This window comes from Salinicoccus sediminis (assembly GCF_000986795.1).
Taxonomy (GTDB): domain Bacteria; phylum Bacillota; class Bacilli; order Staphylococcales; family Salinicoccaceae; genus Salinicoccus; species Salinicoccus sediminis.
On record NZ_LAYZ01000002.1, the window covers coordinates 352,566 to 375,124 of the forward strand.

Below are 22,559 nucleotides of genomic sequence, written 5' to 3' on the forward strand. Positions count from 1 at the left end.
ATTATGGAACATGTTGTTTTGAAGGAATTTGAAAATATGATTGGAAGTCGTCTTTTGACTGAAATTGACGACAGGACGTCCTATGGATACGACGGTTCTTTCGGCCAGTACATCCCTGACTGTGTGGCCCAGGTCATGTCCACTGAGGAAGTGCAGAGAATAATGGAAATTGCGGACCAACATGAAATTCCTGTCTGTGCCCGGGGGGCAAGTACGAGTCTGTCGGGCGGACCGTTGCCGGTCCACGGCGGTATTGTACTCGATTTCTCACAATGGGATACGAAACTTGAAATATACCCGGATGATCTGATCATGAAAGTCAGTCCGGGTGTCAGGACGGGGGACATACACGAACTGGCCGAAGCACATAACCTGATGTATCCGCCCGATCCCTCATCCTCTTCGATCTGCACCATAGGCGGGAATCTTGCAGAAAACGCCGGCGGTCCACGGGGCGTCAAATATGGGGTCACCAAAGATTTTGTGATCGGCCTGGAAATTGTTACGGCGGATGGGAAAGTTCTGAGGACCGGCGGCAGCACGGTCAAGAATGTGACAGGTTATGACCTGACGAAGCTGATTGTCGGATCTGAAGGTACACTGGCTGTCATTACGGAAGCAACTTTACGTCTGATACCGAAACCGTCCGACACCAGGACGGCAATGATCATTTTTGAAGATCTGTATACAGCCGGGAAATCCATATCAAAAATACTGACTTCGGGTGTCAGGCCATCTAAAATGGAAATACTGGACCATAACGCGATCAATAAGGTGGAAGACTACGCCGGGCTCGATCTGCCAAGGGAAGCAGCTGCCATCATACTCGTTGAAGTGGATGGTGATCCGGACGTACTTGTGAAAGAGCTTCGTATCGTCGAGAAGGCATTGAGCGAAATCGGGGTGGAAAATGTGCAGGTGGCCTCGGATAAAGAGGAGGAAGCCAGGCTCTGGCAGGTGCGTAAACTGGTGTCCCCTGCAGTCGTTTCCAGCGGCTATACGAAAATCTCAGAGGATGCGACCGTACCGCTCAGCAGAATTCCGGATATGTTCAGGAAAATCGATGAGATTAAAAAGAAGTATGATCTGAATATCGTCGTTTTCGGCCATGCAGGGGACGGTAACCTGCATCCGACAATCAATACGAATATGCGCGACCCGGAAGAAGTGGAGCGGGTGGAACAGGCTGTTGAAGAGATATTCAACTATGCAATTGAACTCGGTGGAACACTTTCGGGCGAACACGGCATAGGAACGATGAAAAAAGCCTTTCTTGTCAGGGAGATGGGTGAAGAGGGAGTGGAATTCCAAAAGGCGATAAAGCGTGCCCTGGATCCAAAAAACATTTTGAATCCGGGAAAAATATTTCCTGAAAAAGGAGAAAAAAGGTTAGTGTTGCGCAATGACTGAATCATTGGTTGAAAAGCTGGATTATGAAGCGACTTTTGACTGCGTACAATGCGGCTATTGTCTGCCGGTCTGTCCGACATATATTGCTTTTAAAAAAGAGAAACATTCTCCGAGAGGAAGAATCAATCTCGTCAAACTTGCAGCGGAAGAGAAGATATCGATTGAGGACATGCAGGAAGGCATCGATCTGTGTCTGGGATGCCGGGCTTGTGAGACGGTCTGTCCTACAAATGTAAGGTACGGTGACATCCTCATGTCAGCGGTGGAAGTATTGAAAGAGAACAAACAGATGGGCGTCGTGGAAAAGGCGGCCAGGACATCGTCATTCAAGTTTGCGCTGAAGAATAAGAGAGTCCTCGGGCTGGTCAACAGAGGCATCTATGCCTATCAGTTATCCGGCATGAAAAAGGCTGTGAAAAGGACAGGTATCTTGGGGAAATCGAAAAAGATGGATCAGATGAACAGAGCGATGCCTGACATCATCTTGAGCAGACGCATTACCAGAAACATCAATCCTTTCAGAAGAAAAAGTCTGTCGGTCGGTTTTTTCGAAGGATGCATCATGGACACATTCTTCGCTCAGGTGAACAGGCTGGCTGTGAATATAATGCAGAAAAATAATATCCAGGTTACGAATATACCGAACCAGACATGCTGCGGCGCCCTGCAGCACCATTCAGGGGAATCGGAAGAGACACTGAAGCTTGCGATGGAAAACATAGAGGCATATGAAAAATATGATTTCGATTATATTGTCAACACGATCGGCGGCTGCGGAGCGACACTGAAAGAATACGACAAATTATTCGATCCGAGCACAGATTGGCATGAGCGGGCGAAGAGATTCACCGGAAAAGTGAGGGATATTTCCCAGATCATGGCGATGATCGATTTTGATTTCAAGCATGATATTAAAAGGAATGCTGTATACCAGCCTTCCTGCCACCTTGAAAATGTCCAGCAGGTGTTTGAAGAGCCACTGGATGTGATTCGTCAGGTGCCGGGATTGAATTATATGGAAATGAATGAGAAATCACTGTGCTGCGGATCGGCGGGTATCTATAATATTCTCCATTTCGATGAATCCATGCAGATCCTTGATCTCAAGATGGAGAATGTAAAAAAATCAAAGCCGGATCTTATCATTACATCGAACCCGGGGTGCCACATACAGATGAAACTGGGTGTGGAGCGTGAAGGTCTGACTGATGAAATTGAAGTGAAACATATTGTGGAAGTAATAGCAGAAGCTTGCGGGGTGGGTGGAAATTGAAAACGGATATACTAATAATAGGTGCAGGGATCATTGGTCTCAGCACAGCATATCACCTTTCAGAAAAATTCAAGGACAGAAAAATCATTGTTCTGGATAAGGAAGGTGAGGCGGCGAAGCATCAGACTGGACACAACAGTGGTGTAATCCACTCAGGAATCTACTATAAACCAGGTTCATACAAGGCAAGGTTCGCACGCAATGGTTCCAAATCCATGATGGCATTCTGTGACAAACATAATATTGATTATGCACAATGCGGAAAGGTCATAGTCGCAACAGATGAAGAAGAGATACCGAGGATGAAGAAACTGTATGAGCGCGGGCTGGAGAACCACCTGGATGTCAAACTGCTGAACGGTTATGAAGTCCGGGAGATTGAGCCATTCGTGAATACAGTGGGTGGGATTCTTGTGAAAAATACCGGCATTGTGGATTTCAAAGCTGTGACGGAAAAATTCGGTGGATTATTCGAGCAAAACGACGGAGAGATACATTACAACACATCGGTTCAAAATATCACTGAAGAGAACGGAAAAATCACTGTATGTACGGATGCCGTTCAGTATGAAACAGACTATCTGATAAATTGCGCCGGGCTGTACAGTGATAAACTGGCAAAAATGAGCGGTGTGGATACAGATGTGAAAATCATACCTTTCAGAGGAGAGTATTTCAAACTGAATGAGAGTATTGAACACTATGTAAAAACATTGATCTATCCGGTCCCCAATCCGGAACTTCCATTTCTGGGAGTGCATTTCACCAATATGATAGGCGGGGGCGTCGATGTCGGGCCTAATGCGGTGCTCGGTTTCAGGAAAGAGGCATATAGAAAACTGGGGTTCCATTTTGAAGAAACTAAAGAAATACTCACTTTCCCCGGCCTTTATAAAATGGGTTTGAAGAATATAAAAGAGGCTGTGGGAGAATATTATCGTTCGTTCAACAGGAAAGCCTTCGTCAAAGAAGCGAAGAAACTGATTCCGTTACTGAAGGAAGAAGATATCGAACCAATGGAAGCGGGTGTGCGGGCGCAGGCGATGAAACCAGATGGCAGCATGCTGGATGACTTCCATTTTGAAGAAAATGCATGGAGTCTCCATGTACTGAATGCGCCCTCCCCTGCCGCAACATGTTCAATAGAGATAGGCAGGGAAATAGTGGAACGATTTGCAAAGAAAATACGGTGAATTGCCCCGGAAGATGATGGTTTCATCTTCCGTTTTTTACTTACTTCATCATAATATTGTCTTTTGTCATAAAATGTTCGAAATTTCACTTAAAATAGTTTGATATTTAACCATTTTTCGGGGTATAATGTAAGCGTATACAAAATGATGGTTTGCATTCAGTTAGGAGATATCCTCACTGGATAAAATTTTTTATCTTTTAATGTAAACGCATTCATCATGAAGGGGAGGAGTGTATGAGACAAACTATTTCTGTGGGGTTATTTGAAGATCCTGTTTCAGAGCCGACGTTTTCCGAGATCAATGAACTGGTGATCAGGATTATGGAAGCGGGGAATGTACGGGTGACCAGCATGGAATTCCCTGCGGAATTGAATGCGGAGAGGGACATGACGGGGGAATTTGATCTGACTCTGGAACTGGCCATGGAAAATATCAGGGTCTTTGAGGAGCATGACTTTGATTATATTGTGAATACAATCGGCGGCCCCGGCACCTCTCTGAAGGAATATGATAAATTATTTGTTCCGGGGACTGCCTGGTATGAACGTGCAAAACGGTTTACTGAGCGGGTCCGGGATATATCGGATATCATGAAGATGGCGAAGCTTGAATTCAAGCATGAAGTGGGGAGAAGAGCTGTATATCAGTCTCCTGACCATCTTTCTGATATGGTGAAGGTGTTTGATGAACCCGTCAAGATCCTCAAGCAGATACCGGGTCTGGATTATATTGAAAAGAAGTATGAGGAAGACCGGGCAAAGCCGGATCTGGTGATTACCTCTCACCCTGTGTGGTGTGCCCAGATGCAGACGGACGTGAACCTGGATGGAATGAATGAACCGATTGAAGTGAAGCATATAGTGGAAGTGGTCGCTGAATCCTGCGGCATCGCTTCGAACCAGTAATGTATGCCGGTGGACTGTAAAGAGTCCGCCGGTTTTCTTATGGTCAATGGAACGGAAGGGCTGAAAAAGTTTAACATGGTCATTAACGGATATGAGTATTATATGCATATTTAATATAATTCAAAAAGGTGGTCTGATTATGACTGTCAAAGATGACGTGGTGGATAATCACATTGAGCATATTATAAATTTCAGAAGGAGACTGCACCGGGAGCCCGAACTGAGTTTCGAGGAATTCCAGACGACTAATCTTATAGAAAACGGGCTTGAGGATACAAAAATAGAGTTCCACGAACTCAGTGAAAAAACGGGTCTCATAGGTGTGATGGAAAAGGACCCTTCCTTTGATTACATCGGTGTGAGGGCGGATATGGATGCTCTTCCCGTGACGGAAATGACGGATCTTGACTTCAAATCGGAAAAGGACGGGGTGATGCATGCATGCGGCCATGACATACACACAAGCATCGTCTACGGTTTTGCTAAAGTGATAAATGAAATGTACGACGATCTGAAGTACAATCTCGTTTTCATCTTCCAGCCGGCTGAAGAGATACTCGGCGGGGCGAAGTATATCAAGGATGAGCTTAAAAGGTTTGAAATTCCCGTCGATAAAATCGTCATGTTCCATACATGGCCGACCCTCGAGGAAGGTCTGATCGGGTACAGGGAGGAGGACATGATGGCCGGTTCGAACAGCTTTGATCTGAAACTGACGGCCAAAGGGGGCCATGCGGCCCATCCTGATACCACGGCTGATCCGATCTACCTGGCTTCGAATATCATCCAGTTCATCCAGGGGATTGCGTCGAGATTCAACGATCCGGCAACACCGGTGGTCATTACAGTGGGGCGGATCAAGGCCGGAGAAAAGAATAATGTCATTCCCGATGAATGTTCATTCGGCGGATCGATACGCAGCTTTTCAGAAAAATCGATAAACCTTGCCAAGGAAATGATCGAGGAATATACGAAAGAGCTGACTGAGATGTCGGGTGCCGATTATGAAATCGAGTACAGCAGCTACTGCCCGCCGGTGATCAATAATCAGGAGCTCGTGGAGGATTTCATAAGCTGCGGGGATACTTCAGTGTTCCATGAGCTCGCAGAGCCTTCCATGGGTTCAGAGGACTTTGCTTTCTACATGCAGGATTATGTGGGCGCGGCCTTCCGTGTCGGTACAAAGATGAAGAATGTGGAGGCAAGCGGATATTCGCTGCACAGCCCTGAAGTCGTCTTCTCGGAAACAAGCATAAAGACCGCCATCAATGCACTCGTCAATTTTGTGACAGAGGAACCGAAAGCCTGAAGCCGGAGAAATCCGGCTTTTTCCATCCTGTGTTCTTGTAAGTTGGCAGCACCTCCTATATATTGAAACTAGCAGAAAATGAAAGTGGGATATATGGTGGTCACTGTAGAAAAGGCTTTAAACAACAATGTTGTCATAGGCACAGATGAATTTGAGGAAGTCGTCCTTATCGGCCGCGGCATCGGCTTCAATAAGAAAGCCGGGGACACCCTTGAGATAGATCAGGCTGAAAAAGTGTATAAACTCGAAGGACAGCAGGATACGAGCAGATATCAGACACTCCTTACAATGGCGGATGAAACGCTGTTCCAGTCGACACTCGAAGCTATCGAGCTCATCGACGATATGACGAGCGAGAAGATAAACAACCGCATCCTCCTTTCACTGACGGATCACCTGCTGTTTGCGATGAAGCGGATGGAGGAAGGGATGGAAATCTCCAATCCGTTCGTCAATGAAACGAAGGCGCTCTATCCGAAGGAATACAAAATAGCTGAAGCGGTCGTGGATATGTTCAACCGGAAATACGGCATCCATCTGCCCGAGGCTGAAGTTGGCTTCATCGCACTGCATGTGCATTCGTCCATCTACAACCGTTCCGTCAGGGACATGAATATGCTGTCGGAAGTCGTGCACCAGGCCATTACCATGATCGAGTACGGACTTGATACGAAGGTGGACCAGAGCTCCATCCAGTATGACCGTTTCGTCCGCCACATCAGCTTTTGTGTGCAGCGTGTAATGAATGGTGAGAGTGTGCCTACACAGGAACATTTTGATTCCCTGTTGAAAGCGCAATATCCGGTGTGCTATAATATAGCAGTGAAAATAGTAAAGATGATACAGAACAAACTTCAGAGGAAAGTCTATGAATCTGAAGTTGTTTATTTGACAATGCATATACAACATTTCGAGCATTATTCTAAATAGACGTGTTACCGCAAGGGCATGAGTTTATAGGAATGGTTTATTTAACTGTACCTGTATACTCATGCCTTTTTCTGTTGATTCTTTATAAATTGAAATTTTAGGGGGAAATATTATGTTCAAGAAGCTTTTTGGCCAGCTTCAGCGCATCGGTAAGGCGCTCATGCTGCCGGTCGCGATATTGCCTGCTGCCGGTCTGATGCTCGGTATCGGTGCGGCAATGCAGACAGAAGCGATGATAGACTGGCTGCCTTTCCTTGAAGCGGGATGGCTTGTTGCCCTGTCCGATATGCTTCAGGCAGCGGGCGGCGTCGTCTTCGACAACCTGGCCCTGCTGTTTGCACTTGGTGTGGCCGTTGGCCTTGCCAAAGGTGACGGTGTTGCAGCGATTGCGGCATTCGTCGGTTATATGATCATGAACGTGACGATGGGTCAGATCGCAGGTGTAACACCTGAAATGGCTGCAGATGACCCGGCATTCGCCACAGTACTCGGCGTGCCGACAATCCAGACGGGGGTGTTCGGCGGTATCATCATCGGTGTCATATCCGCCTGGGCGTATAACAAATACTACAACATCAATCTGCCGGCATTTTTGGGATTCTTTGCCGGGAAGCGTTTCGTGCCGATCGTTACGGCAGTATTCTCATTCCTGATCGGTCTCGGCATGTACATTGTTTGGCCGCCGATCCAGACTGGCCTTAACGAAGTTTCATTGTGGCTGATGGAAGAAAACACGGCTATCGGCGTATTCGCATTCGGTATGATCAAACGGCTGCTCATTCCGTTCGGCCTGCACCACATATTCCATGCACCGTTCTGGTTCGAGTTCGGTACATATACCGACGCTGCCGGCAATATAGTCCGCGGTGATTTGAACATCTTCTTTGCGCAGATACGTGACGGTGTAGAACTGACGGCAGGTAACTTCATGCAGGGTGAATTCCCGGTAATGATGTTCGGTCTGCCTGCAGCAGCTCTTGCGATGTACCATGCAGCCAAACCGCAGCATAAGAAATATGTTGCAGGTATCATGGCTTCCGGTGCACTGACAAGTTTCCTGACAGGTATTACAGAACCACTCGAGTTCTCATTCCTGTTCGTAGCACCGGTACTTTATGTCGTGCACGCATTGCTCGACGGACTCAGCTTCCTGATTCTGTACCTTCTGGACCTTAACCTTGGCTATACATTCTCAGGCGGCTTCATCGACTTCTTCCTCTTCGGTATTCTGCAGAACAGAACCGAATGGTGGTGGGTCATCATAGTCGGTGCGGTCTATGCGGTTGTCTACTATGTACTCTTCCGCGTACTGATCAAAGTGATGAATCTGAAAACACCTGGACGCGAAGATGAGGAAAGAACAGCAGCTTCATCCAATGTACAGGAGCTTCCTTTCAATGTCCTTACAGCGATGGGCGGTAAGGAAAATATTAAACATCTTGACGCATGTATCACACGCCTCCGTGTTGAAGTGGCGGATACGGGTTCTGTAAACGAAGCGGAACTGAAAGCACTCGGAGCCTCCGGTGTGATGAAAGTCGGCAACAACATGCAGGCGATCTTCGGTCCTAAATCCGACCAGATCAAGCATGATATGCAGCAGATCATGGACGGCGTGATCACTTCGCCTGAAGAAACGACGGTAACAGAAGATGATGAGAGTGTAAGTGAAGCGACATCACAGATCATGACGGATGAAAATAAAGACATCTTTTCTCCAATCGAAGGAGAAGCTGTCGATCTTGCAGAAGTACCGGATCAGGTCTTCAGTGAGAAAATGATGGGGGACGGCATCGCAATCAAACCGATTGACGGTACGGTAAGAGCTCCGTTCGACGGTGAAGTGGTTACTGACTTCCCGACCAAGCACGCCCTCGGGCTTGTCAATGAAGGCGGATTGGAACTCCTCATCCACTTCGGACTCGATACAGTGAACCTTAAGGGCGAAGGTTTCGATCTGAAGGTTGCAGCAGGAGACAAGATTAAAAAAGGTGACGTTCTGATGGAAGTGGACCTTGAATATATCAGGGAAAATGCCAAGAGCGACATCACACCAATCATCATCACGGGACCGGCAGGCACGGAAATCGCAGCAAGAGAAAACGGCGCCGTTTCAAATGATGATGTAGTAATCAATATTAAATAAGTTTCATGGAAGCACATCCGGATCAATATTGTATCCGGGTGTGTTTTGTTATTTGTTGTAACTCTGTGAGCGCTCAACTAAAATTGAAGGTGTAAATATTCTTTTTTATGAAAAGGGGATGCAGCGATGATCGAATTTCCGAAACCGGCCGTTGAGCAATACTTTACGTCATATAACATCAGCAATTTCAGCGTAAGTCCGTATGGTGAGAAGATTTTTTTCAGTACAAACATGAATGGCAAAGTAAATATATGGGCGATGGATACAGTGGGCAGATACCCTTATTTATTTGCTGAAAAGAATGAAGATACAAATTTTGTAAAGTATGATCCCGAAGGCAGGTTTGTCCTTGCGGGATATGACAATGATGGAGACGAGAATTATCAGATCTATGCGATTGCTCCGGATGGCGGGGTTCCGCAGCCGCTGATAACGGGTGAAGAGGGGGAGAAGTATTATTTCGCGAAACTCTCCGGAGACGGCAACAGAATATACTACAACACTTCAAAAGGGAATGAGAGTTATCTGAATTCCAAAGTTTACGACCTGGAAACAAAAAGTCATACCCTGCTTTTTGAGGGGGATGATGCGGCGACGTATATCGAGGATATTTCGCCGGATGACAGGCACATTGTCTATTTGAAGATGTACGCAAACACATATATGCTCGGCATGATCCAGTCGGGGGAAGAGTATGAATATATCACTCCTGACAGGAATGCAGTCCATACGGTGTGGGATATCAGCTTCATCAATGATGATGAAGTCTGGTTCGCAACGAATTATGACAGTGAGTATTCCTATCTGGCAAAGTATAGTCTGACGGAAAAGCAATTCCGCAAAGTGATGGATTTTGGTGATGAATCTGTCACTTCTGTGACGTTCAGCAAAGAGCAGAACAGGCTGTATCTCGTCACTGAAAAAGGGGTGACGGACAAGCTTTATTATTATGATCTGAATGCACAGACGAGCGAGGCGATTTCAATACCGTTTGAATCCATCGATCAGCTTGAGACAGCACAGACGGGGGATGTTTTCGTACTGGCCAGAAGTGCCGTTTCCCCGTTCAACATTTGGAAATACGACGGGGATTCATGGGAACAGCTGACGGAGAATAAAGTTCTGGGTGTCACAGAAGAGGATATGGTGGACCCTGAAATCGTGAATTATGAATCATATGACGGTCTCGCGATTGAGGCGCTGCTGTTCAGGGCGAAGGAGGAGAACAGCAACGGCTGTACGATCTTCTGGCCGCATGGCGGGCCTCAGGCCGCAGAGCGGAAGTTCTACCGCGCAATGTTCCAGATGCTGCTCAACAGAGGATACAATATCTTCTGTCCGAACTTCAGGGGCAGCACCGGCTACGGGGCAAGTTTCGTGAAGATGGTGGAACAGGACTGGGGCGAAGGTCCGAGGCTGGACAACGTCGAAGGCATAAAATGGCTTTTTGATGAGGGGATTTCCTCGCCGGAAAAACTGTTTCTTGTCGGCGGCAGCTATGGCGGCTATATGGCATTGCTGCTGCACGGCAGGCATCCTGAATATTTCAAAGCCGTAGTGGACATATTCGGTGTGTCGGATCTGTTCACTTTCTATAATTCAGTGCCTGAGCACTGGAAACCGATCATGGAGAGATGGGTCGGTGATCCCGAGCGCGATATAAAGAAATTCACGGAAGATTCGCCGGTGACCTACCTTGACTCCATGACAAAACCCATGCTCGTCATCCAGGGCGCGAAGGATCCGAGGGTGGTCAAAGAAGAATCGGATCAGATTGTCAAAAAGCTGCAGAACGCCGGCAGGGAAGTGGAATACCTGGTGCTTGACGATGAAGGGCACGGATTCTCCAAAAAAGAGAATGAGATAAAGGTCTATGAGACCATGCTCGAATTTCTTGATAAACATCAATGAAATGAAACTAATTCAAGAAAATCAGGGTATAGAGGACTGAGATAGAATATTCTTACAGGAGGCGATGCCATGCAACGGGATTCTGAATGGAATATTACGCGGCGCGAACTGGACAGGGAAGCGGAAAAATCGCCGGAGGAGCAGGAGGCATGGAAGAAAGATGCCTGGTACTCGGTCATGTTTGAAGCATTCCTGGGGACGGTCGGTCTGGTATTCAGGGCTATACGCAGCATATTCAGTGCAATATGATCATCCGGCATCGCCGGGTTCATTTGTGGAAAAAGCAAATGTAAGAAATGATTTAAAAAGACATCTTCTGTAAAAGGGAGGTGTCTTTTTCATGTTTGCAAACATACATCATAAAAAATTTTCTGATTCCGGGAAAGCCCGCCAAATCAAGTTACAAGGAAATAATATTTATTTTCTGTAGACGGATTTTTCAGAAAATCTTTGACTTTCAAAAATGACTTACGTAACATACGCTACGAGATTGATAATCATTCTCAATTAAAGATTAGGAGTGGATAAAATGAAATCAGTTCTGACACCAGATTTGAATAATAGAGCACTGTTGGAATCTCAGGAAAAATGGGAATCGAATGCCCGTTCCTATCCGAGAAGACTTCCGCTGGCCATGGATAAAGCCGGGGGTATATATGTTTCGGATATGGACGGAAAAGATTATATAGATTGTCTCGCGGGTGCGGGGACACTTGCCCTTGGCCATAATCATGAAGTGATAAAGGATGCGGTGCAGAATGTGCTTGATTCGGGGCTTCCGCTGCATACGCTCGATTTTACAACCCCGGTGAAAGAGAAGTTCGTGGATGAACTGTTTGATGCGCTGCCGGATTCCTTTGCGGAAAAAGCGAAAATACAGTTTTGTGGTCCGACAGGCGGAGACGGCATAGAAGCGGCGCTGAAATTGGTTAAGACGGCAACGGGCAACCGTTCGATACTATCTTTCCAGGGCGGTTATCATGGTTCGACGCACGGGACATTGAGCGTGAGTGGAACTCTCGGTCCGAAAGAGGATATTCACGCGCTGGTGCCGGATACTCACTTCCTCCCGTACCCATATGAATACCGCTGTCCTTTTGGCATCGGAGAAGAGGGTCATAAGGTGTGCAGCACATACATCGAAAACCTGCTCGACAATCCGGAAAGCGGCATAGTCAGTCCGGCCGGAATCATTGTCGAGGTGGTGCAGGGCGAAGGCGGATCGGTGCCTGCACCGATCGAGTGGCTGAAAGAATTAAGGCGCATCACCCGGGAACGGGACCTCCCGCTCATCATTGATGAAGTGCAGACGGGGCTTGGCCGTACGGGCAGGATGTTTGCGTTTGAACACGCCGGTATCGAGCCGGATATCCTTGTTCTGTCCAAAGCCATCGGAGGCAGCCTGCCGCTGTCGGTCATGCTATACGACGGGCGTCTGGACCAGTGGGAAGCCGGTGCTCATATCGGTACATTCCGAGGAAACCAGATGGGGATGGCAGCAGGACAGGCCAGCCTGAAATACATCAGGGAAAATGCGCTTCCGGACCAGGCGGCCACAAACGGTGCATACTTCATGAAAAAACTGAATGAGATTCAGACTGATATGTCATCAATGGGAGATGTCCGGGGCCGCGGGCTGATGATGGGCATTGAGATCATCAACCCGAAAGCCCGTCCGGACCAGATCGGCAGCTATCCTGCAGCGCCTGAACTGGCTTCAAAAATCCAGCAGGAATGCTTTAAGAGAGGGCTGATACTTGAAGTCGGCGGCCGCAACGGATCGGTCATCCGTCTCCTCCCCCCTCTTATCATTACGAAAGAACAGATTGATGAAGTACTGATGCGTTTCCATGAATCGATAAAAACTGCAGAAGCCCATTTCGGACTGCAATAGAGGTGTGTGGATATGAAGGCCGAATATGAAAAATGGTTTCTGAACACAGGTGAAAAAAGCGCGAAAGCATTTTCTGAACTGATGGATAGTACGATCAATCTGATTTCGGAGGAATTGATGGCATCCGGGCAGCCATTTTCCGGTTGTTCACGGCATGAAATCCGGAACCTGGTGAGTGAGGTGAGCAAAATACCGGCTGAGGGAGAGGATATGGATGATGTGATGGAGGATATCGGCGACAGCATCATCCGGAACTCAATGAATGTATCGAATCCTTCCGCCATGGCCCACCTGCATTGTCCGCCGCTCATCCCGTCGGTCGCAGCAGAGACACTTATCGGTGCCATAAACCAATCGATGGACTCCTGGGACCAGAGTCCGGCGGCGACATATGTGGAGGAGGAGATGATCCGGTTCTTCAGAGAAAGAATCGGTTATGGAGAGGCCGCTGACGGCGTATTCACAGGCGGAGGAACCCAGTCCAATTATATGGGGATGCTGCTTGCAAGGAACAGGGCCTGCAGTACGCACTTCAATGTGGATGTCCACAGGGAAGGGCTGCCGCCTGATGCGCGTAAATTAAGGATACTTTGTTCCGAGCATGCCCATTTCACAGTGCAGAAATCATCGGCCCGGCTCGGACTGGGAACAGACGCGGTTGTAACAGTGAAGGCGGACAGCCGGGGACGGCTTTCTATGGAGGATGCAGAAGAAAGATTGAAAGAGATGTATCTGGAAGGATTGATTCCTTTCATGGTTGTAGCCACTGCGGGCACAACCGATTTTGGAAGTATAGATGACATGGAAAGCATTTCAGTTCTTGCGGATGCCCACCGGTTATGGATGCATGTCGATGCGGCGTATGGAGGGGCGTTGCTGTTTTCCCATGACTACGCCAATTATCTCGAGCACATATGCAATGCGGATTCAGTTGCTGTAGATTTCCATAAACTTTTCTATCAGACCATCAGCTGCGGGGCATTCTTTGTAAAGGACAGGGATTCTTTCACGCTGATTGAGCACCATGCGGATTATTTGAATCCTGAGGAGGATGATACCGGGGGGATTCCCAACCTTGTAGGAAAGAGTGTGCAGACCAGCAGGCGTTTCGACGCTTTGAAAATACTCATGACTTTTAAAATGATGGGGACGGATGCATTCGGGGACATAATCGATCACACCATCCACCTGGCGGAAAAGACAGCGGAACGTCTTTACGACTTTGGGTTTGAAGTGCCGCGCAGGCCGGTCATCAACGCTGTTTTGTTCCGCTATATCCCTGAAAACGACATGAGTCCGGTTCAGATTGATGAAATCAACTTGGAGATGCAGAATCATTTCTACCGGAGCGGTGAACTCATAATGGCAAAGACGAAACACGATGGCTCGGTCTTTTTGAAATTCACGATGCTTAACCCGCTGAATTCGGCAGACCGGATGGAAGGCCACATCAGGGAGATGAAGCGGGTTGCCGCGCATATTGAGCAAAGGGAAAAGGAGGAAGCATATGGATACTCACTTCATAGCTGAACATCTGACGATGCAGAACCTGTTGAATTGTTATATCAAAGAAACCGGCAGAGGAGAATGGCAGGAACAAACCATGCCGGGACTCCCAGATGAACATGAATCAATACTCACAGTCCCTTTCGACAGACAGAGTATCATCTTATATATACCCGTACGCTACAGATCGGAGACAGGAAGGCATATATTTTCGGAAGATATGTATTACCGGTTGTTGGAAGGTGAACTGCAGCGCCTTGATTTTCTCACACTCATCCATGTCATGCAGAAAGATCTGGGTGAAATGACCACGGAGAATGTACATACGGAGGAAATGGTGCTGAGGACAATCCTGAGCTATCAGACGATGGAAGGCAACCTTTCCTGCCGCAGCCGGGATTACGATGAATGTTATCAGACAGATAAGACATTCCTGCAGTCGGAACAGTCTCTTCTTGCCGGCCATCAGCTGCATCCGACACCGAAAAGCCTGCAGGGAATCGATGAAGAGGAACTGGGGATCTACCTGCCGGAGAGGAAAGGGGCTTTCCAGCTTCATTATTTCCTGGCAGAAGAAGAACTGGTTGAAGAAGATTCGGCAGCCAGGCACCGGGCCTCCACCATCATCAAGGAGGAGTTGAAGCGAGATCCACTGGCCACTGATGACTTCAAAAGAAGGTACTGCCGGGAGGATGCGGCACCGCTGATTCCGGTGCATCCTCTCCAGGCACGGAAACTTTTAGGAAGGGACGATGTAAAGCATCATATCGAAGCGGGAAGACTCATCTACCTGGGGCCAAAGGGCAGGAAATATCACCCCACATCATCTGTGCGTACAGTCTATAACCGGAATGCGGATTATATGTATAAATTTTCGATTCCGGTGAAAATCACGAATTCATTGAGAATGAATAAACGCAAGGAGCTTGACCGCGGAGTTGAAGTGAGTCATCTGCTAAGGGAAGTTATGAAGAGTGATATGGGGGCGCTGCACCCAAAATTCCAGATCATTGAAGATCCGGCCTATATCACATTGGATCTTGGAGGCAATGAATCGGGTTTTGAAGTCGTCATCCGTGACAATCCGTTTCAAAATGACAGAGAAGAGAGGACGACACTCCTTGCAGGGCTCTGCCAGGACCATATCGCCGGCGGGAAATCACACCTTGCGAATATCATTGAAAAAATTGCAGGGAATGAACAGATTTCCACTGGCCGGGCAAGTGAAAACTGGTTTCGGCGCTATTTGGAAATCAGTCTGAGGCCGCTTTACCGGATGTATACGACATACGGCATCGCCCTTGAACCGCATCAGCAGAACGCAGTCGTGAAAATGAATGTATCCGGCTATCCCGAAAGGTTTTATTCGAGGGATAATCAGGGGTATTATTTCATGGAATCCAAGGCGCAGAATCTCAGAGAGATAGTGCCGGGGCTTAACGAAAAAAGTGACACCATATGTGCAGACGGAATTGCCGAGGAGCGTTTCCGCTATTATTTCTTCTTCAATAATCTGTTCGGTCTGATCAATGCATTCGGTGTCAACCGGCTGGCCGATGAGCAGCAGCTGCTGAGTATTTTAAGGGACGAACTGTTGGAGCTTTTCAGGAAATACGGGGATTCAACAGACCTGATAAATTCACTGCTGAATGAAGAAACGCTCCCGTGCAAGGCGAATCTGCTGACAAGATTTTACGGTATGGACGAACTTGAGGGAACGCTTGAGACACAATCGGTCTATGCTCCTGCGGGCAACCCGCTTTATGAAACGGCAGGTGGACTTTATGAAGTTTGAACAGGATATTGAACAGCCGGTGCTGTTTTGGCAATATGATCCGGTGCGGGAATTTAAAACGGCATTCCGGGTATCATTCCGCGGTGTGACAATGGCGGATGCATCGATGCTCCATGGGTGGATGAACGAAGCACATGTCATTCCATACTGGCGACTGGATATCCCTTTTCTGGAGTATAAGCTGCACTTGGAAAAATCCCTTTCTGATGATCATCAGAAGCTTCTGATCGGCAAAATAAACGGCCGTCCCGTCAGCTATTGGGAAATATACCGGGTCAGGGAAGATATCATCGGCGGCTATTATGATTTCGATGATTACGACCAGGGTGTGCATCTGCTGATAGGTGACAGGGCGCATCTTGGCAAAGGATTCATCTATCCTCTGCTGATGAGGACACTCCACCTCCAGTTCCAAAAAACAGAGACGAAAAAGGTGGTGGCCGAACCTGACGTAAGAAACGAAAAGATGATCCATGTATTCAAAAAGTGCGGTTTCATTCCAAAAAAAGAAGTGGTGCTTCCTGATAAGACGGCGCTGTTGATGATGTGCACCCGGGAAGCTTTTGAAAGGAGATGGATGGATTGGCAGGGAAACAGATTTTAGATGTGATTGGGATCGGTATCGGCCCGTTCAACCTGAGTATTGCGGCATTGCTTGAAAAAACAGGGCTCAATTCCATGTTTTTCGATAAAAAGTCCGGTTTCCAGTGGCATCCCGGAATGCTTATGGAAGGGACGAGTCTTCAAGTGCCGTTCATGGCGGATGCGGTGACGATGGTGGATCCGACGAGCAGTTTCAGTTTTCTGAACTATCTGCACGAAAACAACCGGTTATATCAGTTCTACTTTTATGAAAATTTCCATATTCCGAGGATTGAATATAACGATTATTGCCAGTGGGTGGCCGGGGAGCTGCCCAGTCTTCAGTTCGGCGCCGAAGTTGTGGATGTCAGTGTGACGGAGGAAGACAATTACCGTGTGACGGTAGCAGATGAGAGTGGGAAATTTGAAACGTATGAAACGAAACATATAGTAATGGGAATCGGAACAGAACCATATGTTCCGGAAAAATTCTGTATAGAAGACAGGGATGGTGTATTCCATTCATCAGCGTATATGGAAAGGAGACAGGAGGCACTTGAAACGAAATCGGTGGCGGTCATCGGGTCCGGCCAGAGTGCGGCGGAGATTTTCTATGACCTGTTGTCCAGACAGCCTGAACATGCTTACCGGCTATCGTGGTATACGCGGTCTCCGGGATTCTATCCGATGGAATATTCAAAGCTCGGGCTGGAGCACTTTACTCCGGATTATACGAAATATTTCTATCAGCTGCCGAAATGGAAGAAATCGGATGTCCTGGAAAAACAGTCATTGCTGTATAAGGGCATCAGCTTTGAAACAATATCCGATATATACGATTTGCTGTATGAGCGTTCAATTGGAGGCTGTCCCGACGTGCATCTTCAGCCCCTTACGGAACTGGACTCAGTCGAAGAGTGGAGTGATGGGTACAGACTTTTGCTCCATCAGCATGAACAGGAAAAAAAGATGGAGCAGACAGTGGATATTGTCATATTAGCCACCGGCTACCGGCAGTATGTCCCGGATTTCCTGAAAGGCGTCGAGCATCTGCTGGAATGGGACGGGGCAGGACGATTGGTTATACAGGAGAACTATGAAGCGAAGGCAAAGACCGGCCGCAGTCGCCTGTTCATCCAGAACGGGGAACTGCATACTCACGGGGTGGGGGCACCCGATCTCGGACTCGGAGCATTCAGGAGCGCGTGCATTATCAACCAGATTGCGGACGAAGAGATCTATCAGATTCATGAACAGAATGCATTCCAGAAGTTCGGAGCGAGTAAAAATACTGTGACAGTGGAATCATGAAAAGGAGTTGTAAATGTGGGGATATCAGAAACACCTTTATCAATGCTGAACGAAGAGAACTGGCGGAAGGCCGACCGGAATCTATTATCCAAAATGCTTCAGGAATTCATTTATGAAGAGATATTCATTCCGGAAATGATAAGTGAAGAAAATGGTGTGCTTACTTATGAGTGGATGGACAGAAAAGGTTCAGTCTACCGATTCAGGGCGCGTAAACGCATGTTTGACAGTGTTTCCGTCCTGTCTGAAACCGTTGAAGTGCTGAGTGATGAGAACAGGTCCATGCCGTCATCAATGAGATTCCTGTTCAGTATCAGGGAAGAGGCAGATATGACAGGGTCCACTGCCGGACATCTGGTACGGGAATACCTGCATACGCTGCTTGCAGATACGGTCATCTCAGACAAGTCGAAAACGGCAGAGGAGCTTGTTGAACTGGATTATGCTGAGCTTGAAGGAGAGATGACCGGTCATCCCTGGATCACGTACAATAAAGGGCGCATCGGTTTCGGGTATGAGGATTATCTCAGGTTTGCACCGGAAAAGCAGGAAAAGGTTCAAATCTCATGGATTGCCGTCCACCGTAATATCGGAACATTCCATTCTGTTGAAGATGTCTGTTATGACGAGGTCATCGGACAGGAACTCGGTGGGCCGGCGGTTGACGATTTCATCAAGACGCTTGAGAACAAAAGCCTCAAGCCGGAAGAGTATTATTTCATGCCGGTCCACATATGGCAATGGAACCATTCCATCGTGCCGATGTTTGCAGGAGAGATTGCGGAAAATAGTATTGTTCCGCTTGGCGAAGGCGCTGATGTATATCTCCCCCAGCAGTCGATCCGCACATTCGTCAATATGAGTGACAAAGAAAAATTCCATGTGAAATTGCCCATGAGCATACTGAATACACTGGTCTACAGAGGGTTGCCCGGAGAACGCACGGTCATCGCCCCGGAAGTTACAGCCTTCATGAAAGATATACTTGAGGGTGATGCGTACCTGAAAGATGAATGCAGGGTAGGGCTGTTGGGGGAAGTGGCGACGATGAATGTAGACCATCCGGTCTTCAGTGAAGTTGACGGTGTGCCTTACCAGTATCAGGAACTGCTCGGTGTCGTGTGGCGGGAGAGCATATACAAGGCGCTCGAAACATGTGAACATGCGATTACGCTGGCAGCATTGCTGCACGTGGATCATGAAGATACACCGTTTGTTTCAAAATTGATTGAGAAATCAGGGCTGACGGCAGAAGAGTGGGTGAAAAGACTGATGCATGCCCTGTTGCCGCCACTGGTGCACTTCATGTATCAGTATGGTACCGTGTTCTCGCCACACGGACAGAATACGGTGCTCGTACTGAAAGATTTCATTCCGGAACGTATAATCATGAAAGATTTTGTGGACGACGTCAACATTAGTGACCGGCCGCTGCCGGAACTGGGCACACTCTCGGACAATCTGAAAGCAGTCCTGCGTACAGAAGAACCGGAAGGGCTGACCCAGTTCATACTTACAGGGCTTTTCATCTGTCATTTCCGTTACCTGGCGGATATACTCGAAGATTACGAAGGGCTTCCAGAGAGTGGCTTCTGGCAGATGGCAAGGGAGGAAATACTTACCTATCAGGGGAGATTTCCACACTTGAACGACAGATTCGAACTGTTCGACCTGCTGAGGCCGACATTCACAAAACTGGCACTGAACCGCAATCGCATGCTTGACTACGGATATGAAGACGGTGATGACCGACCCCATGCAAGCGAGCATGGAGAGGTGACCAATGCGCTCCACAGACAGGAAGCGGCAAAAATGAATTGATGGATGAAATCGGAGACAGTATCCATTGGATGCTGTCTTCGCTGATATTCGGATGAGTGTCTTCAAATACTGTAATATTCTTTGACGAACTGCATCAGACTGCTGACTATTCTCAGATCCAATGTCTCTTCTTTATACAGGAACCAGGAGTTGCGGACGATGTTTCTGCCGTCTGTTTTCATATCCAGAGTATAAAGATCATCTTCATCATGGATACTGATGTTCGGCATCAAAGAGTACCCGAGGCCCCTTTTTACCATCTCTTTGCATGTTTCTATACGGTCCACCTCCATCGATGTATGAGCGGGCCCGTCGAAGTTTTTCAGCCACCATTCATCGAATGTGTTTTTCAGAAGCGGGTCGGTCCGGTATTTTATATAGTTCAGGCGGGGCAGTTCTTCAAGCGTTATCTCCTCTTTTGAAACGACGCTCATGTGTTCCCTTGCGATCAGGATCTTTTTGCCTTTCCATCTGATATCACCGCGGAGGAACGCTGCGTGGATGGATTCATCCTGCAGATGACTGATGATATCTGAACTCCAACCGGTTTTGAGCTGAAGATCGACGTCCGGATATCGGCTGATGAAACCTTCAAGTATGTCTGGCAGCTCATAATGTGCGAAGTTGCTGGAAGAACCGAGCCTCAGCGTTCCGCTCACTTCCCTGTTCATGTTTGAAAGTGCATCTTCAGTGTTCTTCAGTTCCCTGAGCATTTTCTCAGCGTACCTTACCAGATATTCTCCTTCACTGGTGAAGGTTATCCCTCTGTTTCCGCGGTGCATCAGAGAAATGCCGAATTCTTTTTCAAGCTGTTTGAGCCTGTAGGTGAGCGAAGGCTGGGAGATGTAGAGTTTCTTTGCGGTTTTTGTGATATTTCTTTCCTCGTATAGGATTGTGAGCAGCTGCCAGTCCTTTTCATTCATGATCATCATCCTGACATTGAATTATTCTATCTATAACCATTGAAAATATATATTTTACTTATGTCAAGCATTCTTCTAATCTTAAATTAAGAATATTTATAAAAGAGGGATGAAGGATGACAGATACAGCAAAGCAGTTTGATACGGTTGTAGTCGGCACGGGGAACGCGGCATTGAGTGCTGCAGTCGCAGCAAGTGAAAATGGGGCAAGCGTCCTGATGGTAGAGAAGGGACCTGAGCATAAACGCGGCGGCAACTCGTTCTTCACCGACGGCGCAATCCGTTTTGCATACAGGGATCTCGATGGTATAAAACGGATCGTTGACGGTCTGTCTGAAGACGATGATATTGAAATGCCTGAATATGGAACAGATGATTTCCATGCCGATCTGATGAAAGTGACGCAGGGGAAAAGCAAACCGGAACTTGCGGATCACCTTGTTTCCAAATCATATGAGACGATAGAGTGGATGAAAGATCAAGGCGTCAAGTTCATCATGAATGAAAACCAGTTTTTTGAAAAAGACGGCAAAAAGACTTTCTGGGGCGGCCTGCCTGTAAAGACAGACAACAAAGGTATCGGTCTCGTTGAAGCGATGTTCAAAAAAGCGCAGGAAAACGGTGTGGAAATCTGGTATGAATCCCCGGCGGTAAAACTTGAGAAGACAGACGGGAAAATTTCCACCATACATGTCGACCGTAAACATGAAGGGGAGACTGTTGTAAAGACAGATTCCGTCATCCTTGCCTGCGGAGGATTTGAAGCAAGTAAGAAAAAACGCATGGAGCACCTCGGTGATGAGTGGAAGGATGCTGTCGTCAGAGGCAGTGAATACAATACGGGCGACGGCATTGAAATGGCGCTTGAAGCCGGAGCAGTGCGGGCCGGACAGTACGACGGGTGTCATGCACATACGACGGATTATAATGCCCCAAGATTCGGCGATTACGGTAAGCCGGGGGATATTTACAAGAAATCATCCTATCCGCTTGGCCTGATCGTGAATACGGAAGGTAAGCGTTTTGTGGATGAAGGTGCCGATTTCCGTAACTATACCTATGCCAAATATGGTAAAGAGACGCTGAAGCAGCCGGGTCATAAGGCGTTCCAGCTGTATGACAGCCAGGTGCGTCCGATGCTCAGAGTCGAGTATGATCTTGAGGAAGCGACAGTATTCAAAGCGGATACGCCCGAAGAACTTGCAGTGAAGATGGGGGTGGATAAAGAATCATTCCTACAAACTGTCACGGAATATAATAGGGCAGTGCAGGAGGGAGATTACAACCCGAGCGTCAAGGACGGCAAGTCGACCCGGGGCCTGTCACCGGAGAAGACGAACTGGGCATTGACTTTCGATCAGGCACCTTACTATGCTTATCCGGTAACATGCGGAATCACATTCACTTTCGGAGCGGTAAAGGTGAATAGTAAAGCGGAAGTCTTGGATGACAAAGAAGAGCCGGTCAAAGGGCTGTATGCCGCCGGGGAAATGGTGGGCGAACTGTTCTACCACAACTATCCGGGCGGTTCAGGGCTGATGTCAGGCTCGGTCTTCGGAAGGACTGCGGGAATGTCTGCTGCGGAACTGATCAAGGGTAAGACTCTTAACAAATAGCAGTCAGGATTTATCGGGGCTGGTGACATCC

Annotated in this window: 17 protein-coding genes; 16 read left to right on the plus strand and 1 reads right to left on the minus strand. The window is 47.7% G+C overall.

The features are described 5' to 3' along the window. Nucleotides 1-36 precede the first annotated feature (36 nt). The 15 genes from WN59_RS05470 (at nucleotide 37) to WN59_RS05540 (ending at nucleotide 19,989) form a co-directional block, all read left to right on the plus strand. On the plus strand, nucleotides 37-1,410 hold the full coding sequence (locus tag WN59_RS05470) for an FAD-binding oxidoreductase (RefSeq protein WP_408005396.1): 1,374 nt from the start codon (nucleotides 37-39) through the stop codon (nucleotides 1,408-1,410). After that, nucleotides 1,403-2,683 carry a (Fe-S)-binding protein gene (locus WN59_RS05475; protein ID WP_046513842.1) on the plus strand — a complete coding sequence of 427 codons (1,281 nt, stop codon included), beginning with the start codon at nucleotides 1,403-1,405 and terminating at the stop codon, nucleotides 2,681-2,683. The genes WN59_RS05470 and WN59_RS05475 overlap by 8 nt, the downstream gene beginning before the upstream one ends. Next, complete coding sequence (gene lhgO / locus WN59_RS05480) at nucleotides 2,680-3,876, plus strand: L-2-hydroxyglutarate oxidase (protein WP_046513845.1); 1,197 nt, start codon at nucleotides 2,680-2,682, stop codon at nucleotides 3,874-3,876. Before WN59_RS05475 ends, lhgO begins: the two co-directional genes overlap by 4 nt. A gap of 236 nt (nucleotides 3,877-4,112) precedes the next feature. Beyond that, nucleotides 4,113-4,784 (plus strand): (Fe-S)-binding protein, encoded by a 672-nt coding sequence (locus tag WN59_RS05485; protein ID WP_052747287.1) that lies wholly within the window; start codon nucleotides 4,113-4,115, stop codon nucleotides 4,782-4,784. Between the two features lie 139 nt (nucleotides 4,785-4,923). Then, on the plus strand, nucleotides 4,924-6,093 hold the full coding sequence (locus WN59_RS05490) for a M20 metallopeptidase family protein (RefSeq protein WP_046513848.1): 1,170 nt from the start codon (nucleotides 4,924-4,926) through the stop codon (nucleotides 6,091-6,093). A 93-nt stretch (nucleotides 6,094-6,186) separates the two neighbouring features. Continuing rightward, nucleotides 6,187-7,023 (plus strand): glucose PTS transporter transcription antiterminator GlcT, encoded by an 837-nt coding sequence (gene glcT / locus WN59_RS05495; protein ID WP_231577126.1) that lies wholly within the window; start codon nucleotides 6,187-6,189, stop codon nucleotides 7,021-7,023. A gap of 112 nt (nucleotides 7,024-7,135) precedes the next feature. Beyond that, nucleotides 7,136-9,169: a glucose-specific PTS transporter subunit IIBC gene (ptsG, locus tag WN59_RS05500; protein ID WP_046513856.1), complete on the plus strand. Its 2,034-nt coding sequence runs from the start codon at nucleotides 7,136-7,138 to the stop codon at nucleotides 9,167-9,169. Between the two features lie 126 nt (nucleotides 9,170-9,295). Further along, nucleotides 9,296-11,080 (plus strand): alpha/beta hydrolase family protein, encoded by a 1,785-nt coding sequence (locus WN59_RS05505; protein ID WP_046513859.1) that lies wholly within the window; start codon nucleotides 9,296-9,298, stop codon nucleotides 11,078-11,080. Nucleotides 11,081-11,149: 69 nt separating this feature from the next. Then, nucleotides 11,150-11,329 carry a hypothetical protein gene (locus tag WN59_RS05510; RefSeq protein WP_046513862.1) on the plus strand — a complete coding sequence of 60 codons (180 nt, stop codon included), beginning with the start codon at nucleotides 11,150-11,152 and terminating at the stop codon, nucleotides 11,327-11,329. 280 nt (nucleotides 11,330-11,609) lie between these two features. Then, a complete protein-coding gene (locus WN59_RS05515) occupies nucleotides 11,610-12,974 on the plus strand; it encodes a diaminobutyrate--2-oxoglutarate transaminase (protein ID WP_046513866.1) in 1,365 nt (454 codons plus the stop codon). Between the two features lie 12 nt (nucleotides 12,975-12,986). After that, nucleotides 12,987-14,504 (plus strand): pyridoxal phosphate-dependent decarboxylase family protein, encoded by a 1,518-nt coding sequence (locus WN59_RS05520; protein WP_046513870.1) that lies wholly within the window; start codon nucleotides 12,987-12,989, stop codon nucleotides 14,502-14,504. Continuing rightward, a complete protein-coding gene (locus tag WN59_RS05525; protein WP_046513874.1) occupies nucleotides 14,482-16,275 on the plus strand; it encodes an IucA/IucC family protein in 1,794 nt (597 codons plus the stop codon). Before WN59_RS05520 ends, WN59_RS05525 begins: the two co-directional genes overlap by 23 nt. Next, on the plus strand, nucleotides 16,265-16,879 hold the full coding sequence (locus WN59_RS05530; RefSeq protein ID WP_082099176.1) for a GNAT family N-acetyltransferase: 615 nt from the start codon (nucleotides 16,265-16,267) through the stop codon (nucleotides 16,877-16,879). Before WN59_RS05525 ends, WN59_RS05530 begins: the two co-directional genes overlap by 11 nt. Continuing rightward, nucleotides 16,849-18,168, plus strand: a complete 1,320-nt coding sequence (locus tag WN59_RS05535; protein ID WP_046513887.1) for a lysine N(6)-hydroxylase/L-ornithine N(5)-oxygenase family protein — start codon at nucleotides 16,849-16,851, stop codon at nucleotides 18,166-18,168. Before WN59_RS05530 ends, WN59_RS05535 begins: the two co-directional genes overlap by 31 nt. A 42-nt stretch (nucleotides 18,169-18,210) precedes the next feature. Continuing rightward, a complete protein-coding gene (locus tag WN59_RS05540) occupies nucleotides 18,211-19,989 on the plus strand; it encodes an IucA/IucC family protein (protein ID WP_046514379.1) in 1,779 nt (592 codons plus the stop codon). 62 nt (nucleotides 19,990-20,051) lie between these two features. Here the strand turns inward: WN59_RS05540 and WN59_RS05545 are convergent, their stop codons facing one another. After that, a complete protein-coding gene (locus WN59_RS05545; protein ID WP_046513890.1) occupies nucleotides 20,052-20,912 on the minus strand; it encodes a LysR family transcriptional regulator in 861 nt (286 codons plus the stop codon). A 116-nt stretch (nucleotides 20,913-21,028) separates the two neighbouring features. Between WN59_RS05545 and tcuA the strand changes: the two genes are divergently transcribed. Further along, on the plus strand, nucleotides 21,029-22,528 hold the full coding sequence (tcuA, locus tag WN59_RS05550; protein ID WP_046513893.1) for an FAD-dependent tricarballylate dehydrogenase TcuA: 1,500 nt from the start codon (nucleotides 21,029-21,031) through the stop codon (nucleotides 22,526-22,528). The last annotated feature ends 31 nt before the right edge of the window (nucleotides 22,529-22,559 follow it).